We start from the raw sequence: 16,613 nt of genomic DNA, 5'->3' as shown, positions 1-16,613 counted from the left end.
GAAACCGCAAGCGGCGAACCGATAATGCTTCGATGCCGGACGACCAGGTGTCCAACAGCGCCGAAGACGTCTCGGGGCAGGTTGTGCAGGCCGGGGTCGTCGAAGGCGGGGTCCACCTGCACCAGCACGCCCCGGCGCGCCCTGCCCGGCTACCGCTGCGAGTCGGGCTGGTGCCGCGGCGAGCGTCGTCGTTCCAGCAACGCACGGCAAGTGCGCAACTGACGGCCGCGCTGGACAGTCAGCACACCGCGATTCCGACGCCGGACGGCCCGGTGCAGGCGACGGTGCTATCGGGGCTGGGAGGGGTCGGCAAGACCCAGCTGGCCGCCGACTTCGCTGAGCGGGCATGGGCCGCGGGTGAGATCGAGTTGCTGGTCTGGGTGACCGCGAGCTCGCGGGAAGCCGTGATGTCCAGCTACGCCGACGTGGCCACGACGCTGACCGGACAGGAGCAGGACGCGCGGAAGTTCCCGGAGTGGCTGGCGGGCACCGACGCGCGCTGGCTCGTGGTGCTGGACGACGTGCAATCCCCTGCCGATCTCACCGGACTGTGGCCGCCGGCGAACGACAACGGCAGGGTCGTGGTGACGACCCGGCGCCGGGATGCGGCGCTGCGCGGACATCGGCGTCGCGTGGTCGAGGTCGGCGTCTTCAGCGAGGACGAGGCCGTCGACTACCTGCGCACGGTCCTGGCGGACTCGGAACGGCTGCTCGACGCGGCCGGCGAGCTGGTGCGAGACCTGGGCTGCCTGCCGCTCGCGCTGGCACAGGCCGGCGCGTACCTGCTCGACAACCAGCTCTCCTGTGCCGGCTACCGCGTGCTGTTCGCCCGGCGACGACTGGCGAAGGTGCTGCCGCAGGGCGACGGCCTGCCGGACGAGCACCAGACCACCGTGGCCGCGACCTGGTCGTTGTCGGTGGAACAGGCCGACAGCATGGCGCCAGAGGGGATCGCGCGTCCGTTGCTGAACATCGCCAGTGTGTTGAGCGCCAACGGAACCCCGCTGTGCGTGTTCACGTCCCCCGAGGTGCTGCGGTTCCTCGGCGATGCGGTGGGCCGAGAGGTCGACGAGCACGACGTCCGCGGTGGACTCGCCTGCCTGCACCGGCTGAGCCTGATCGATCTGGACATGGCCTCGGTGTTCCGGGAAGTCCGGGTGCACGCGCTCGTTCAGCGCGCAACCCGCGACGAGTGGCCGGACGGACCGTCCTCGTCGCTGCTCCGTGTCGCCGCCTCCGCCTTGCTGACGACATGGCCCGAGCTCGGAACCCCGCGGGGAGAGGTTCTGTTTGAGAACGTCCGAGCTCTCGCCGAACGACGTATGCCAGAGCTGTGGCAGACGACCTCCAATCAGGAGCTGGTCCGTGCCGTGAACATCCTTCGGGAAAGGGATCCGCAGACGGAGATCGTGAAGTATTTCGACTCGCTTGCCATGCTCGCCGTCATGTTCCTCGTACCGCCCGAGCTGACCACGTCGTGGATCCGTGACGAAGAGACCCAGTTGTAGGAATCACCGGCGACTTCACCGGACCGTGCGGGTCTGGCCGTCCCATTCCGCGGTGAGGCCGGGCATGAGTTCCGCCAGTTGCACCGGATACACGGTGTCCTCTGTGGACTCCAGCTCCTCCGCGCTCCACCACCGATAGCCCGAGATGCTGTGCTCCTCGACGTCGTTGAACCCCGACGTGTCGACGTCCAGGCCATCGACCTGAGCGTGGAAGAACCACTCCTCCGCGTCAAACGTCTGGCCGTCGAAGCTGAAGACAGCGCGGCGGCGCCAGATCGGGCCGACGAGCGACTCCGGCGCGAGCTTCAGACCGGTTTCCTCGAAGGCCTCGCGGACGGCCGCGTCGCGGAGTTCCTCGCCGTCCTCCACGCCGCCGCCGACGGTGAACCAGAAGAGCTCCTGGGGGCGGGCCGGGTCGAAGCCCTGGAACAGCAGCACACGGCCGGACGTGTCGGTCAGCAGGACGCGGGCGGACGGGCGTGGGGTGAGCATCACGGCGTCGGACGGGGCCGCGGGCTCGGCGATCTCGAAGTACGACGGCTGGGGTGCGGTGCCGGACAGGCGCAGCCAGCGGACGATGCGACGGCGGCGTTGCACGAGGGTGTCGCGGACGGCGTCGTTGTGCACGCGGCGGGCCAGCACGACTCGTTCCTCGGCGTCGGCCAGTTCGGCCGCCAGTGCAGGAGCCACAGAAGACCGGTCCAGGGCGCCCAGCTGGCCGGAGAGTTCGTTCTCGGCCAGTTCGCGGTCCGCGCGAGAAGCTGATTCGGCGCGGGACGCGGCGGCCGACAGCGCGGGGTCCAGCAGGGCGCGGGTGACGACGGCGCGGCGGGCCAGGGCGGCGTCCAGGGCTGCCCAGGCGGCGTCGGTGCGGACGTGCAGGCGGTCGAGGCGGTTCGCGATGGACAGGATCCAGGCGGACAGCAGGAGCGTGGCTAGGACGACGATGAGAGCGGTGGTCATGGCCGGGGCGACCCCACAGGACGCGAGTCGGCGGTCATGCCTCGCTCACCCGGCGCGGATCGGCGGCGATCGCGGTCTCGTAGACGCGCAGGACCTGGCTCGCCACCACGGACCAGTCGAAGGCCTGCACCCGTTGGGAGGCTAGGTCGACGTACTCGGCGCGCAACGCCGAGTCCCGCAGCACCGAACGCAAAGCCTCGGCCAGCGCGGCCGCGTCGCCCACCGGGAAGAGCGCGCCCGCCTTGCCGTCCTCGAGGACACGGCGGAACGCGTCGAGATCGGAAGCCACCACAGCGGTGCCGGCGGACATGGCCTCGGTGAGGATGATGCCGAAGGACTCGCCGCCGGTGTTCGGGGCCACGTAGACGTCGCAGCTGCGCAGCATCCGGGCCTTCTCCACGTCGTCGACCTGGCCGAGCAGGTCGACCCGGTCGGCGAACGGGCCGTCGAACGTGGCCTCGCCACGGCCCACGACGAGCAGCCTGACGTCGGGGAACTCGTCGGCGATCAGGCCGAACGCCTCCCACAACACGGGCATGCCCTTGCGCGGCTCGTCGTAGCGGCCGACGAAGCCGATCGTGCCGCCGGGGCGCGGGTAACCGTCCAAAGTGGACGCGGACGCGAAGAAGTCGACGTCCACGCCGTTCGGGATCTCGACCGCGTCGCCGCCCAGGTGCTCGACCTGGACGCGGCGGGCCAGCGCGGAGACGGCGATGCGGGCGGTGACCTTCTCCAGGAACGGCTGCAGCACGCCTTGGAACGCCGACAGCATCTTGGAGCGCGGCGTCGAGGTGTGGAAGGTCGCGACGATCGGGCCGTCGGCGACCACCAGCGCGAGGAACGACAGCGACGGCGCGGTGGGCTCGTGCAGGTGCAGGACGTCGAACTGGTGCTCGTCGATCCAGCGGCGGACCCGCGCATAGGACACGGGGCCGAAGCTGAGCCGGGCCACCGAACCGTTGTACGGGATGCCGACCGCGCGTCCGGCGGAGGTGACGAAGTCCGGCAGCGCCTGGTCGTCGTCGGCCGGCGCCAGGACGTTCACGGTGTGCCCGAGGCCGATGAGGGCGCGCGCGAGGTCGACGACGTGGGCCTGCACTCCCCCTGGCACGTCGAAGGAGTACGGGCAGACGATTCCGATCTTCATCTGGCCACGACCTTCACCGCGAGAGCCTCCTGGCCAGCGCGGCACGGCGACTCTCCGGCAGATCGTTGAGCCACAGCTTCTGGAGCATGTGCCAGTCGGCGGGGTGCGCGGCGATGTCGGCGGCGAACACGTCGGCGATGGCCTGCGTGGCGGCCTGGACGGTGCTCACCTTGATCGGCGGGTGGATGCGGAAGTGCCAGCCGTCCTCGGTGAACCAGCAGCCGACCGGCATCAGCGCGGCGCCCGTCGTCGCGGCCAGGTGCGCGGGGCCCGCGGGCATCAGGGTCTGCTCGCCGAAGAACGTGACGGGCACGCCGGACGACGTCAGGTCGCGGTCGGCCAGCAGGCACACGACCTTGTTGGACCGCAGCCGCTCGGCCAGCACCGTCGCGGGTGGACGGTCGCCGCCGTTGAGCGGCAGCACCTCGAAGCCGAGGGTCTCGCGGAACTCCACGAACCTGCGGTACAGCGACTCGGGCTTCAACCGCTCGGCGACCGTGGTGAACGTGCCGGAGTGGCCGACGAGCCAGACACCGGCCATGTCCCAGTTGCCGCTGTGCGGGAGGGCGACGACCGCGCCGGTGCCGTTCTTCAGCGCCGCGTCGAGGTTCTCCACGCCGGACACCTGCGAGTCGCACTTCTCGTAGGCGGCACGCAGGTCCATCGACGGCAGCCGGAACGCCTCGCACCAGTAGCGCGCGTACGACCGCAGCGAGTCGCGGACGAGCTCGTCGAGCTCCTCCTCACCGGCCTGCGGCACGACCCGGCGCAGGTTGGTGCGCAACTGCGCGACGCTCGAACCCCCGCGTTTGGCCGCGAAGTCCGCGCCCGCGTTGAACAACGCTCTCGCCCACGTCTCCGGCAACAGGCGGATGAGCCGCCACCCGGCCGTGTACCCGAGGGTCGCGAGGTTCACGCGGCCTCCCGCGCCGACTTCGCGACGGCGAAGATCCGCTGCAGCACCGTCGCCACCGTCATGACCGCGAGCAGCCACAGCGAGATGTCCATGAGGTGCGGCACGCCGAGCCCCTGCACCCCGGCGCCGACCAGCGCGACGATGAAGCGCTCGGCCCGCTCGGCCAGCCCGCCGTCCGCGCTGAGCCCAGACGCCTCGGCGCGAGCCTTCACGTACGAGATGACCTGCGAGGCGACCAGGCAGATGAACCCGGCAGCGGCGGTCCACCGGTTGCCGGTGTCGAACGCGTACCAGGTGAGCGCGGCGAACAGCGCCCCGTCCGCGATGCGGTCGCAGGTGGCGTCGAGCACGGCACCGAACTTCGTGGGCCCCTGCGCGCGGGCCATGGCCCCGTCGATCAGGTCGAGCAGCACGAAGAACGTGACCAGCGCACAGCCGAGGAACAGCTGCCCGCGGGGGATGAACCACAGCGCACTGGCGACGGCACCGGCCGTGCCGGCCACGGTGACCGCGTTGGGCGTGAGGCCACGCGCCAGCAACCACGCCCCGATCGGATCGGTGACGCGCGAGACGGACGCGCGAGCGAAGATGTTCAGCATGGCGTGTCGCAGCCTAGCTGGACTGCTGAAACGCACTGCTCGCGGGTGAGGAGGTGACGTCATCGCCACACACCCGCCCAGGTTCGCGACACGTCCCCGTTCACGGGGCGAAGCGGTGCATTGCAGCGACTGCGGCGCTGGACCGCTCGCAGGTGAGGAGGTGGCGCAACGCCGCACACCCGCCCGGTTCGCGACACGCTCCGTTCGCGCGGCGAAGCGGTGCGATTGCAGCGACTGCGGCGGCGCCCAACCACTCGCAGGTGAGGAGGCGACGTCAAGGCCACACACCCGCCCAGGTTCACTACACGCCCCCACCCGCACGGCGAAGCAGTGTCATCGCAGCGACCGCGGCGGCGCCCCTGCGTGGCGCCGAAGCGCTCGCGGGCGAGGAGTTGGCATCGCCGCCACACATCCGCCCAGGTTCACTACACGCCCCCGTTCGCACGCCGAGACGATGTGATCACAGCGAGCGCGGCAACACCCTGCGGCGCTCAACCGCTCACGGATGAGATGGCGTCATCGCCACACACCCGCCCAAGTTCGCGACGAACTCTCGTTCGCGGGGCGAAGCGGTGCGATTGCGGCGACTACGGCGGCGCCACGCGCGGTACCCAACCGCTCGCGAGTGAGGCGGCACCCGCGAGATTCCCCCTACAGCCCCCAACGCGAGGAAGCTTGCCGGCGAGCGCCGTCCGGTGATTGACAGCACCCGCGAGCGACCCTCCGTACTAGCTGAGCCGCCGATGGTCCTCGGCGATCCGTTTCAGCAACGCCTGCAGCTCCTCACCCCGCAGCGCCAGCCGTTCCAGCCTGCCGAACAACGCGAGGTACTCGCGCACGTCCAGCGGGTCGGTGATGGTGGCGTTGCCGGTGAGCACGCTGACCGTGACCACGCGTTCGTCGTAGATGTGGAAACCGTGCAAGGCGACCACGTTCGCGTCCGCCGACCAGGGCACGACGCCCAGGCGGACGTTCGGGCGGCGCTGGATCGCGGCCAGGTGCTCCACCTGTTCCGCCATCAGATCCGCCGAACCCATTCGCCAGCGCAGCGCGCCCTCGGACATCAAGAACACGAACTGCTTGGCCAGGTCGTCCATGCGGGAACGCCGGATGCGCAGTGCGGCCACCGCGGCCTCCTGCTCCGACTGCGGCATCGTCCCCAGCACGATCCTCAGGTAGGACTCGGACTGCAGCAGCGCGGGAACCAGGTTGACCTGGAAGAACCTCGATGTCGCAGCGCGGGCCTCCACGCGGGTGATCGTCTGCTGGTGGCGGTGCGCCCCTCGGTGCAGCACGACGCGGCGGGTTTCCGCCTCCGCGTGCAGCGACCTGGCGAGTTCGACCAGTTCGATGCGCGTCTCTCTCGTCGCTGCCAGTTCTGCGACGAGACGCTCCACGTCGGTGACGGACGGGAGCAGCATGCCGTTCTCGATCTTCGACAGCTTTGACTGGCTCATCCCTGTGGCACGAGCGGTGGCCGTGCCGGTCATCTTCGCCTCGGTGCGCAACCGGCGTAACTCACGCGAAAGCCGTTCTCTCGCTAATCGCGAACGCTCAGGTGCGGTCATGTTCGCACCGTAACCATGTGTGCACGTTCAGACGATCGGCCATCGGCGGGGACTTGACTTCCAGTTGACACCTCCAGGTGGGTGATCTCACCTACCTGGAATCGCTTTGTGCTGGCGATACGTCTCGATCGGTTGACCAAATGCACCCGAAAGTTGTAACGAGCCTATTCCGTGCCGCGTGGAAACCGTGCGGATTGCCCAGTCACGACAACGTGGGTGGTTTTTGTCACTCTTTTGTCCACGAATTGGTACGGATTTCAATCACGCAGTTCAGGCGGCTAAACGCAGCGTTTAGTCGACAGCCTTCCAGCCGTCCGCGAGCAGGTCTCGAGTCTCGCCGAGCAACTGCGGCAACACCTTGGTGTGCCCGATGACCGGCATGAAGTTCGCGTCCCCGCCCCACCTCGGAACGACGTGCTGGTGCAGGTGAGCGGCGATCCCGGCCCCCGCGACGACACCCTGGTTCATGCCGACGTTGAACCCGTGCGGCGCCGCCACGTGCCGCGCCACCCGCATCGCCTTCTGCGTGAACGACGCGAACTCCGCCGTCTCCGACAGAGTCAGATCCGTGTAGTCCGGTACATGCCGATACGGCAGCACCATCAGATGACCGGGGTTGTACGGGTAAAGGTTCAAAACCGCGAAGACCTCGGCACCGCGCGCGATGATCAGCCCCGCCGAGTCGTCCAGCTCGACAACACGGCAGAACGGACAGCCCTCGGGCTCATCACCGAGTGCCTTGCCCTCGCCCTTCACATAAGACAAGCGGTGCGGGGTCCACAAACGCTGCAAAGCGTCGTGGACCCCGACACCGTCCTGTTCGGAAAACTCAGACGTCACGAGAGCAGTTCCGCCGTGGGCGAGGCGTTGTCGCGACGCTGCACCCAGTCGACGATCTGCTCGACGGCCCGCTCGACCGGCACGCCGTTGATCTGCGTGCCGTCGCGGAACCGGAACGACACCGCGTTCGCCTCCACGTCCTTGGCGCCGGCCAGGAGCATGAACGGCACCTTCTGCAGGGTGTGGTTGCGGATCTTCTTCTGCATGCGGTCGTCCGAGGCGTCCACGTCGACCCGGATGCCCTTGCCCTTGAGGACTTCACGCACCGCGAACAGGTGGTCGGCGTTCTCGCTGGTCACCGGGATGCCCACGACCTGCACCGGAGCGAGCCACGCCGGGAACGCGCCCGCGTAGTGCTCGGTCAGCACGCCGAAGAACCGCTCCACCGAGCCGAACAGCGCGCGGTGGATCATGACCGGACGCACGCGCGAGCCGTCGGGCCCGGTGTACTCGAGCTCGAACCGCTCGGGCAGGTTGAAGTCGAGCTGGATCGTCGACATCTGCCAGGTGCGGCCCAGCGCGTCACGGCACTGCACCGAGATCTTCGGGCCGTAGAACGCGGCGCCACCGGGATCCGGCACGAGTTCCAGACCGGAGTCGCGGGCCACCGACGCGAGCGTCTCGGTCGCCTCGTCCCAGATCTCGTCCGCGCCCACGTACTTCTCGGGGTTCTTGGTCGAGAGCTCCAGGTAGAAGTCGTCCAGGCCGTAGTCGCGCAGCAGGTCCAGCACGAAGGTCAGCAGCGACTTCAGCTCGTCGCGGATCTGGTCCTTGGTGCAGAAGATGTGCGCGTCGTCCTGCGTCATGCCGCGCACTCGGGTGAGGCCGTGCACGACGCCGGACTTCTCGTAGCGGTACACCGAGCCGAACTCGAACATGCGCAACGGCAGCTCGCGGTACGAACGCCCGCGCGACTTGAAGATCAGGTCGTGGAACGGGCAGTTCATCGGCTTCAGGTAGTAGTCCTGACCCGGCTTGCGAACGGTGCCGTCCTCGTTGAGCTCGGCGTCGAGGTGCATCGCCGGGTACATGCCGTCCTTGTACCAGTCCAGGTGACCGGAGACCTCGAACAGATTGCCCTTGGTGATGTGCGGCGAGTACACGAACTCGTAGCCGGCCTCGGTGTGCCGCTGCCGGGAGTAGTCCTCCATGGCCTTGCGGATGATGCCGCCCTTGGGGTGGAACACCGCGAGGCCGGAGCCGATCTCGTCCGGGAACGAGAACAGGTCCAGCTCGACACCCAGCTTGCGGTGGTCGCGGCGCTCGGCCTCGGCCAGCCGCTCCAGGTACGCGTCCTGCGCCTCCTGCGACTCCCACGCGGTGCCGTAGATGCGCTGCAGCTGCGGGTTGTTCTCGTTGCCCCGCCAGTACGCGGCGGCGACGCGGGTCAGCTTGAACGCCGGGATGTGCTTGGTGGTCGGCACGTGCGGGCCGCGGCACAGGTCGCCCCACACCTGCTCACCGGAGCGCGGGTCGAGGTTGTCGTAGATCGTCAGCTCGCCGCCGCCGACCTCCATGATCTCGCTGGTGTCGACGTCGCTCTTGATGTCGACGAGCTCCAGCTTGAACGGCTCTTTCGCCAGCTCGGACTTCGCGGCGTCCACCGACTCGACCACGCGACGCGAGAACCGCTGCGCGCCCTTGATGATCTGCTTCATGCGCTTCTCCAGCGCCTGCAGGTCCTCCGGGGTGAACGGCTTGTCGACCTGGAAGTCGTAGTAGAAACCGTCCTTCACGGGCGGGCCGATGCCGAGCTTGGCCTCGGGGAACTGCTGCTGCACCGCCTGCGCCAGCACGTGCGCGGCGGAGTGGCGGATGACGCTGCGGCCGTCCTCGGTGTCCGCGGCGACGGCCTCGACCTCGACGTCGACCTGCGGGGTCCACGACAGGTCGCGCAGGTGGCCCTCGGCGTCCTTCACGACGACGATCGCGTCGGAGCCCTTGCCGGGCAGCCCCGCCTCGCGCACGGCCGTGCCCGCCGTCGTCCCAGCCGGAACCACCACGCGAGGCGGGTTCTGGGCGACTGCTGGGCGCGACTCGGACACGGTGACTCCTAGATAGAAGATTGGTTTGCGGATCAGATGTTATCGGTGCTCAAAACCGACATGACGATCGCGTCGTAGAACTCGCCGTCCCAGAGCAGGGCGTCGCGAAGACGGCCCTCCTCGCGGAAGCCGAGCTTCTTGTACACGTGGATCGCCCGGTCGTTGAACTCGTACACCTCGAGATCCACCCGGTGGAGGTTCCGGACGGTGAACGCGTGGTCGAGGACGTGCTTGATCGCGACCGTGCCGTAACCCTTGCCGAAGCCGTCCCAGAGCGCGATCCGCATGCCCGCGGACCTGTTGTGCTCGTTGATGGTCAGCACCACCTCACCGAGGAACCTGCCGTCCTCGGTGATGGCGCGGGTGTAGCGGTTCGGGTCGTTCAGCGTGCGCTCGATGTACGCCTCGTAGTCCGCCAGCTCGAACGTCGCATGCGTGCCCGTGAGCCGGTTGACCTCATCGTTGTGAGGGCCACCGGCGAGCATCTGCGGGGCGAACTCCGGGCGGAGCGGTACGAGTTCCATGGTCCTATCGAAGCTGGTGCCCGCAAGTGGTTTCTGCTTAGCGTGCAGCGATGCGGTTACTGTTGGTCCTGGCAATGGTGCTGGGCGCGCTCTCCGCGCCTGTGGTCTCGGCGGCCCCTGCAGGCCCCCGGGACGTGATAGTTCAGCTCTTCGAGTGGAATTGGCGGTCCGTCGCCGCGGAGTGCCCGCGGCTCACGAACTACGGCTACGTGCAGGTCTCGCCGCCGCAGGAGCACGTGACGGGCCCGCAGTGGTGGACGCAGTACCAGCCGGTCTCGTACAAGATCGAGTCACGGCTGGGGACGCGCGCCGAGTTCGCCTCGATGGTCACCGCGTGCCACAACGCGGGCGTGAAGGTGCTGGTCGACGCCGTGATCAACCACACGACCGGCGGCAGTGGCACCGGCTGGGCCGGTTCCTCGTACACGCACTACGACCACCCCGGCACGTACGCGTCGTGGGACTTCCACCACTGCGGACGCAACGGCAACGACGACATCGTCAACTACGGCGACCGGTGGGAGGTCCAGAACTGCGAGTTGGTGAACCTCGCGGACCTGGCCACCGACACCACCTACGTCCGCGACCGGATCACCGCGTACCTGAACGACCTGCTCTCGCTCGGCGTCGACGGGTTCCGGCTGGACGCCTCGAAGCACATGCCGGCGGCGGACATCGCGGCGATCAAGTCGCGGCTGTCGAGGCCGGCGTACATCGTGCAGGAGGTCATCTACGGCTCCGGCGAGCCCATCGGGCCTGGTGAGTACACGGGCAACGGCGATGTGCACGAGTTCCGGTACGCGCGGGACCTCAAGCGCGTCTTCAACAACGAGAAGCTCGCGTACCTGAAGAACTACGGCGAGGGCTGGGGCTACCTGCCGTCGTCACAGGCCGTGGTGTTCGTGGACAACCACGACACGCAGCGCGACGGCTCGACCCTGTCCTATCGGGATGGACGCCGGTACACGACCGCGAACACGTTCATGCTCGCGTGGCCGTACGGAACGCCCGCGCTGATGTCCGGGTACGCGTACTCGTCCAACGACCAGGGCCCGCCGCAGGAGTCCAACGGCCGGATCTCGGACGTCTCCTGCGGGTCGGCTTGGCTGTGCGAGCACCGGCAGTTCGAAGGAATGGTCGGTTTCCGGAACGCAACGCGCGGCACGAGCGTCACAGGCTGGTGGGACGACGGGAACGACGTGATCGCGTTCGGCCGTGGCGACCGCGGCTACGTGGTCATCAACGACTCGGACCAGGCCGTGTCCGACAGGTCGTTCCAGACGTCGATGCCGGCGGGTCAGTACTGCGACGTGTCCGGTTTCGGCGGCTGCACGACCGTCAGCTCGTCCGGGTGGTTCACGTTCGTCGTGCAACCACACTCCTCGTTCGCGATTCATACGTAGACGGCTCTGAGTGGTTTTTCGGATGCGTCTCGGTGGGCCGGGCGAGCAGTCTGTGTGCCGTGGTACACGCCCGGCCCGCCGCGTTAGGAGCTCCGATGCACGACCTGGTCGTCGAATGCCCGGTCCACCTGACCGAGTCCAACCGTGCTGAATTGCGCTTGTTGTACGCCGACCTGCGCGACCACTACGCGCGCCGCGACGCACGTGACGGCACGCGCACGACGTTGCACTTCGTGTGGTCGGGCGCTCTTGATCCTGAGCTCTTCGGCGCCACCTATGCCGACCAGCGCCACATCTTCACCGCCACGCGCCCGGTGCTGAACTCGTCGCGAGGCGCTGACCTGCCCGAATCGCTCCGCCACGGCGTCTGCACGGCCTGATTCACCGGCTTCAGGAAACGAACAGGCGGCTGTCAGGCTGTTATCAGCCGAACGGCGCATCGTTGAGGACATGAGCGAGCAGGGACCGACGCCTCCACCGCAGGAGCCGTCGAGGAAAGACCCGCAGGCGGCCCAGCCTGCAGCGGACCAGGCAACGACCCCGCTGCCCGCCGACGCACCGGCCACGCCTGGTCAGCAGCCCGCCCCGGCACAGCCCGACCCGGGCCACCCGGCGGCGACAGCGGCAGAACCCTCACCGGCGGCGGCACCGGTCCCACCGGCGGCGGCACCGGTCCCTCCGGCGGCACCCGCCAGGCCTGGCCGCGCCAGGCGTTTCGCCGGGCACCGCGCCACCCAGCTGGTCGCCGTGGGTCTGCTGGGACTCGTGCTCGGCGGCGGCATCGTGGGAGCGATCGCGGCCAACCGGATGGACCACCGCGGCGGCCCAGGACACGTGCGCATGTACGACCGCGGTCCCGACCGCGGCGACCGGGGTGACCGCTTCGAGCAGCGCGGTCCGTTCAACGACCGCGGTGACCGCTTCGAGCGGTGACCCCGACCGAGCGCGCGACTCACGTTCTGCCCGAGTCCCCGACGACGCGAGTCGCGCGCTCCCCAAACCAGGAACGCACGCCACGGCAGGATTAGTCCCAATGCCGGGAAGTTAGGGCTCATGGGTCGTGTGTCAACTCGGTGATGATCGTGATGGTGATCGTCGCTTGGTAGTTGGTGCGGTCGATCTGGCCTTTGGCGCGGTGTTTGGAGATGGCGCGTTTGACCACTCGTGGGCAGACGCGGGTGCGGCGGCGGGTGAGCAGTCCGGCTCGCACTGCTGTGCCGATCGCGCCGACCAGGTCCACGACCGTGTCCGCGATGACTCCTGTGGCCAGGACGAGCTGGTCGCGGGCCGCGTTGAGCGCGATGGTGAACCCGGCCCGGTCAGGTGCGGCGTCGTGTCCGAGCAGGGCGTCGGCCATCGCGAGCCGTAATGCTTGATAGCCCGAGAGCAGGGCGTAGATCTCCTGCTCGATTCCGGCCGGGGTATGTGCGCGCAGGACCCGGCCGCCCAGCAGGGTGGATTTCATCTCCAGGAACGCGGTCTCGATCTCCCAGCGCTGGTGGTAGAGGGCGACGATCTCGGTGGCGGGATAGCGGCGGTGGTCGGTGAGTGTGGTGACCAGCCGGTAGTGGCCGGTGTGCTGCTTGCGGCCACCGAGGGTGGCGGTGATCTCTGCCTCGATCACCCGGACCTCGACCCCGCCCAGCCGGGACAGCCAGGATCCGTCGGGCAGCCGGGCGATCGCGGGCAGGACCCGGTTGGTCTTGGCGCGGATGAGCAGATCCGCTCCGGTGCAGGCGATGCGCCCGATCAGGTCGGCGACGGCGAAGTTGCGGTCGGCCAGCAACAGCATCCCGGGCCGCAGACACCCGAACAGGCGGGGCGCCATGCTGATCTCGCCGATGCGCCAGGACCCGAACGCGATGTCGATGACGGTGCGGGTGCCGCACGCGACCACGGCCATCAGCCGCAGCATCGGATAGCCGGACGGGCCGTTTCCGCCGCCCTGGTAAGGGAACCGGGTCAGGTTGGCGTCGCTGTCCGGGACGAACAGGGTGGTGCTGTCGATCGCGCAGACCAGCAGCGTCCGCCACCGGGCCGCGCCGGCCGCGGGACCGGCGAGCAGATCGAACACCGCGGCCAGCGGCGCGGCTCCGACCCGGCGGCGAGCCTGGCCCAGTGCCGAGGAACTCGGGGACGCGACCGCGATGCCGTCCAGCCCGGCGACCAGCCGCGCCCACACCTGGCAGTAGCCCAGCTCGGCGAACAGGCCGGCCGCGATGAGCAGGTAGACGACCACACGGGACGGCAACTCTCGCAACCGCCGCTGGGTTGTTCTGGTCGAGGCGAGTGCGTCGTCGACCATCTCGAACGGGATCAGGCGGGTCAGTTCACCGAGGTGGCCAGGCGCGAAACGGCCCTGGGCCACCCGGATGCAGCGGGTGATGACAGACTGGTGTTCCAACGGGGTTCCTGCTGTTCAACGCTCTTGGTCGACGTTGTTCTAGCAGGAACCCCGTTGCCCATCTCAGCGGGTTGACAGCACCGCCCGATCCCTAACTTCCCGGCATTGGGATTAGTCCCCCTCGTTCGGCGGTGGCGTGCGTTCCGCCCAAGCCCCTGCAGCTCCTACTGCGATGCCTGTTGCGGTCCCAGCCGGATCGCCAGCAGCTGACGCCGCAGCACCTTCCCGGTCGCGTTGCGCGGCAGCTTCGGCACGACCACGACCTCGCGCGGGACCTTGTGCCGCGCCAGCCGGGTCCGCACGAACTCGCGCAGCTCCCGCACGTCGATCCGCGCCCCCGCGACCGGCACCACGAACGCGCGCAGCCGTTGCCCGTACTCGGGATCCGGCACGCCGAGCACAGCCGCGTCGCGCACCCGGTAGTGCGTCATCAGCAGGTTCTCCACCTCGACCGGGTACACGTTCTCCCCGCCGGACACGATCATGTCGTCCTGCCGGCCGTCGAAGTACAGGCGTCCGCTCGGGTCGAAGTGGCCGAGGTCGCCCGTCGCGACCAGACCGTCGATGCTCTCCTTCGCGGAGCCGTCCGTGTAGAGGTCGACTGTCATCGAGCCGCGCACGAAGATCCGGCCCGTCACGAACGAGCGGGTGATCCGCGCGCCGTGCTCGTCGTAGATCCGGACGATGCAGTTGTGCGGCGGCATGCCGACGCTCGACGGCGCGGCCGCGAGGTCCTCTGGCGTGGCCACGGTGGCGACCGCGACCTCCGTCGACCCGTACAGGTTGTAGAGCACCGGTCCCAGCACGGCCTGGGTGCGGTGCACGAGGTCCGTCGAGATCGTCGAGCCGGAGCAGAACACGACGCGCAGGTGTGAGAGGTCGAACGAGTCGATCACCGACCGGTCCAGCTCCATGATCCGCTGCAGCATCGTCGGCACCACCACGATCGTCGTGCAGCGCTGGCCCTGCACCGACCACAGCGTCTTGCGCGGGTCGAACCGGCGTTGCAGCACGGCGCGCGAGCCCAGCGACATGGCGAGCGTCAGGTGCGAGTAGCCGACGGAGTGGAAGATCGGCGCGGCGATGAACGTCGACTCGCCGGAGTGCATCGGGATGCGGTCGAGGAAGTCGGACGCGGTCAGCACCGACTTGATCTCGCGCGCCGTTCCCTTCGGTACCCCGGTGGTCCCGGACGTCAGCTGGATGATGACGCCCGGCTCGCGCGGCGGTTCGAGCTCGCCGCGCGGCGCTTTCGCCACCAGCTGGTCGAGTGTCGGCGTGCGACGGTCCAGTCCGTCGCGCGACCACGCGAGCCAGCGCGGGATCGACGGCGGCAGCTGGTGGAACAGCGGCGTGAACTCCTCATCGTGAATCAGGAGCGACACGCGTTCACGTTGCAGGAGATCCAATACGACCGGGGCACCGAATCCGGTGTTCACCAACAGCACGCGAACACCGAGCTTCGCGCACGCCAGCAGCGACTCGACCATTCCGCGGTGGTTGCGGCACATCAACGCGACGATGTGGTTGTGCTGCACCCCTAACGCGCGCAAGCCCTGCGCGATCGCGTTCGATCGCCGGTCGAGTTGTCTGTAAGTCACCGAACCGCGTTCGTCGACAACGGCGACACCGTCCGGATTCAGCCGGACGGAACGGCGCAGCGCCGTGACGTTCGGCCCCCAAACCTTGACCTCTTTCAGCGCCTGCACGGACATCTTGAAGTTCGTGAGACTCACCATGCCCGCGGCGGACAAGACACGGAGTGAGTGCACCCGGCCCATGGCGTCGCGAAACACCTTGCGCAACCCTGGCATCAACAGCTCCTCGCGCTGCAAGTCCCCGAGGTATTCGGACGGTAACTGTCCGCAAGCTCCACGCCAAGTGTTGTTCCATGCGGAATTCGCATGACAACGGGACATTTGAAGCTGTAAACGTTTTCACGTTGCCCGTCTCACGCCCGCATCCTCCCGCACTGCTCCCGATGCGGGAGTCTGACCGGTCAGACCAAAAAGCCTCGCAGCAGTGACGCCGTTCCGTCGAGGTGTTCGGCCATCGCGAGCCTCGCCCCCGCCGGGTCTCCGTCCAAAATGGAGGCGATGATGCGCTCGTGCTGGGCGTTGGAGTGCGCGAGGTTCGGTTCGAGCAGCGGGATCGTGTCCAGCAGCTCGTTCACACGCATTCTGGAGTCCGCGACGGCCGCCGTCAGCGACGCGGACCCGGTCGCCTCGGCGATCGCGAGGTGCAGCCGTGAGTCCTTGCGCCGGTACTCCCCCAGCGACGCGGTGGACGCCTCCTCCAGCCGGGCCCGCAGTCCACGGCGTTCCGCGGGCCCCAGCGAGCGGCCCGCCGCGGTCTCGGCGGCGCCCGTTTCCAGGACTTTCCGCAGCGTGAGCGCGTCGTGGATGTCGCCGAACTCCTTGCCGGGAGCGGACTTCGGGATCACGTCGTTGACGAACGTGCCGCCGTACCGTCCTCTGCGGGACTCCACGTAGTTGTTCTCCTGCAACGACCTGATGGCCTCGCGCACGGTCACCCGGCTCACGCCGAGCCGGGTGGCCAGGTCTCGTTCGGACGGCAGCCGCTCCCCCGGCGCGACGACGCCGAGCCGGATGGCCTGCATGAGCCGTTCGACGGTCTCCTCGAAGGCGTTGCCCGCCCGCACGGGGCGGAACAACGCCTCCTGCGCGTGTTCCATC

General features: G+C 68.5%; 15 protein-coding genes. 4 read left to right on the top strand and 11 right to left on the bottom strand.

Annotation, left to right across the window (positions count from 1 at the left end; translation table 11 throughout):
• Positions 1-32 precede the first annotated feature (32 nt).
• Positions 33-1,508, top strand: a complete 1,476-nt coding sequence (locus ABZ345_RS07545) for an NB-ARC domain-containing protein (protein WP_359844004.1) — start codon at positions 33-35, stop codon at positions 1,506-1,508.
• A 15-nt stretch (positions 1,509-1,523) separates the two neighbouring features.
• On the opposite strand, the gene ABZ345_RS07540 is transcribed toward ABZ345_RS07545, so the two are convergent.
• The 8 genes from ABZ345_RS07540 to ABZ345_RS07505 all read right to left on the bottom strand — a co-directional run bounded on the left by ABZ345_RS07540 (position 1,524) and on the right by ABZ345_RS07505 (position 10,110).
• Positions 1,524-2,471, bottom strand: a complete 948-nt coding sequence (locus tag ABZ345_RS07540; protein WP_359844002.1) for an NUDIX domain-containing protein — start codon at positions 2,469-2,471, stop codon at positions 1,524-1,526.
• A 34-nt stretch (positions 2,472-2,505) separates the two neighbouring features.
• Positions 2,506-3,618 (bottom strand): glycosyltransferase family 4 protein, encoded by a 1,113-nt coding sequence (locus tag ABZ345_RS07535; protein ID WP_359844000.1) that lies wholly within the window; start codon positions 3,616-3,618, stop codon positions 2,506-2,508.
• Positions 3,619-3,631: 13 nt separating this feature from the next.
• Positions 3,632-4,534, bottom strand: coding sequence for a phosphatidylinositol mannoside acyltransferase (locus ABZ345_RS07530; RefSeq protein WP_359843998.1), 903 nt, complete (start codon positions 4,532-4,534; stop codon positions 3,632-3,634).
• Positions 4,531-5,133 (bottom strand): phosphatidylinositol phosphate synthase, encoded by a 603-nt coding sequence (pgsA, locus tag ABZ345_RS07525; RefSeq protein WP_359843996.1) that lies wholly within the window; start codon positions 5,131-5,133, stop codon positions 4,531-4,533. The genes ABZ345_RS07530 and pgsA overlap by 4 nt, the downstream gene beginning before the upstream one ends.
• Before the next feature lie 728 nt (positions 5,134-5,861).
• Positions 5,862-6,701, bottom strand: a complete 840-nt coding sequence (locus ABZ345_RS07520) for a helix-turn-helix transcriptional regulator (protein WP_359843994.1) — start codon at positions 6,699-6,701, stop codon at positions 5,862-5,864.
• Positions 6,702-6,992: 291 nt separating this feature from the next.
• Complete coding sequence (locus tag ABZ345_RS07515) at positions 6,993-7,541, bottom strand: HIT domain-containing protein (RefSeq protein ID WP_359843993.1); 549 nt, start codon at positions 7,539-7,541, stop codon at positions 6,993-6,995.
• Positions 7,538-9,586, bottom strand: a complete 2,049-nt coding sequence (gene thrS / locus ABZ345_RS07510; RefSeq protein ID WP_359843991.1) for a threonine--tRNA ligase — start codon at positions 9,584-9,586, stop codon at positions 7,538-7,540. The genes ABZ345_RS07515 and thrS overlap by 4 nt, the downstream gene beginning before the upstream one ends.
• A gap of 32 nt (positions 9,587-9,618) precedes the next feature.
• Complete coding sequence (locus tag ABZ345_RS07505) at positions 9,619-10,110, bottom strand: GNAT family protein (RefSeq protein WP_359843989.1); 492 nt, start codon at positions 10,108-10,110, stop codon at positions 9,619-9,621.
• A gap of 50 nt (positions 10,111-10,160) precedes the next feature.
• Between ABZ345_RS07505 and ABZ345_RS07500 the strand changes: the two genes are divergently transcribed.
• The 3 genes from ABZ345_RS07500 (at position 10,161) to ABZ345_RS07490 (ending at position 12,446) form a co-directional block, all read left to right on the top strand.
• Positions 10,161-11,513, top strand: a complete 1,353-nt coding sequence (locus ABZ345_RS07500) for an alpha-amylase family protein (protein ID WP_359843987.1) — start codon at positions 10,161-10,163, stop codon at positions 11,511-11,513.
• 95 nt (positions 11,514-11,608) lie between these two features.
• Positions 11,609-11,893 carry a hypothetical protein gene (locus ABZ345_RS07495; protein WP_359843985.1) on the top strand — a complete coding sequence of 95 codons (285 nt, stop codon included), beginning with the start codon at positions 11,609-11,611 and terminating at the stop codon, positions 11,891-11,893.
• Between the two features lie 70 nt (positions 11,894-11,963).
• Positions 11,964-12,446, top strand: a complete 483-nt coding sequence (locus ABZ345_RS07490; protein WP_359843983.1) for a hypothetical protein — start codon at positions 11,964-11,966, stop codon at positions 12,444-12,446.
• Positions 12,447-12,564: 118 nt separating this feature from the next.
• Here the strand turns inward: ABZ345_RS07490 and ABZ345_RS07485 are convergent, their stop codons facing one another.
• The 3 genes from ABZ345_RS07485 to ABZ345_RS07475 all read right to left on the bottom strand — a co-directional run bounded on the left by ABZ345_RS07485 (position 12,565) and on the right by ABZ345_RS07475 (position 16,612).
• A complete protein-coding gene (locus ABZ345_RS07485) occupies positions 12,565-13,917 on the bottom strand; it encodes an IS4 family transposase (protein WP_359843981.1) in 1,353 nt (450 codons plus the stop codon).
• A gap of 164 nt (positions 13,918-14,081) precedes the next feature.
• The gene (locus ABZ345_RS07480; protein WP_359843979.1) at positions 14,082-15,731 is read right to left on the bottom strand and encodes an AMP-binding protein; all 1,650 of its coding nucleotides are present in this window, start codon (positions 15,729-15,731) and stop codon (positions 14,082-14,084) included.
• 185 nt (positions 15,732-15,916) lie between these two features.
• The gene (locus ABZ345_RS07475; RefSeq protein ID WP_359844458.1) at positions 15,917-16,612 is read right to left on the bottom strand and encodes a GntR family transcriptional regulator; all 696 of its coding nucleotides are present in this window, start codon (positions 16,610-16,612) and stop codon (positions 15,917-15,919) included.
• Position 16,613: the final 1 nt, after the last annotated feature.

This window comes from Lentzea sp. NPDC005914 (assembly GCF_040629405.1).
Lineage (GTDB): Bacteria > Actinomycetota > Actinomycetes > Mycobacteriales > Pseudonocardiaceae > Lentzea.
Note: the sequence above shows the minus strand (reverse complement) of the source record. Positions and strands in the feature narration are given on the sequence as shown.

Coding starts and splice junctions, on each gene's coding strand:
- ABZ345_RS07540 (WP_359844002.1), bottom strand. CDS start 2,471: ATGACCACCGCTCTCATCGTCGTCCTAGCCACGCTCCTGCTGTCCGCC.
- ABZ345_RS07490 (WP_359843983.1), top strand. CDS start 11,964: ATGAGCGAGCAGGGACCGACGCCTCCACCGCAGGAGCCGTCGAGGAAA.
- ABZ345_RS07535 (WP_359844000.1), bottom strand. CDS start 3,618: ATGAAGATCGGAATCGTCTGCCCGTACTCCTTCGACGTGCCAGGGGGA.
- pgsA (WP_359843996.1), bottom strand. CDS start 5,133: ATGCTGAACATCTTCGCTCGCGCGTCCGTCTCGCGCGTCACCGATCCG.
- ABZ345_RS07520 (WP_359843994.1), bottom strand. CDS start 6,701: ATGACCGCACCTGAGCGTTCGCGATTAGCGAGAGAACGGCTTTCGCGT.
- ABZ345_RS07500 (WP_359843987.1), top strand. CDS start 10,161: ATGCGGTTACTGTTGGTCCTGGCAATGGTGCTGGGCGCGCTCTCCGCG.
- ABZ345_RS07545 (WP_359844004.1), top strand. CDS start 33: ATGCCGGACGACCAGGTGTCCAACAGCGCCGAAGACGTCTCGGGGCAG.
- ABZ345_RS07505 (WP_359843989.1), bottom strand. CDS start 10,110: ATGGAACTCGTACCGCTCCGCCCGGAGTTCGCCCCGCAGATGCTCGCC.
- ABZ345_RS07495 (WP_359843985.1), top strand. CDS start 11,609: ATGCACGACCTGGTCGTCGAATGCCCGGTCCACCTGACCGAGTCCAAC.
- ABZ345_RS07480 (WP_359843979.1), bottom strand. CDS start 15,731: ATGCCAGGGTTGCGCAAGGTGTTTCGCGACGCCATGGGCCGGGTGCAC.
- ABZ345_RS07475 (WP_359844458.1), bottom strand. CDS start 16,612: ATGGAACACGCGCAGGAGGCGTTGTTCCGCCCCGTGCGGGCGGGCAAC.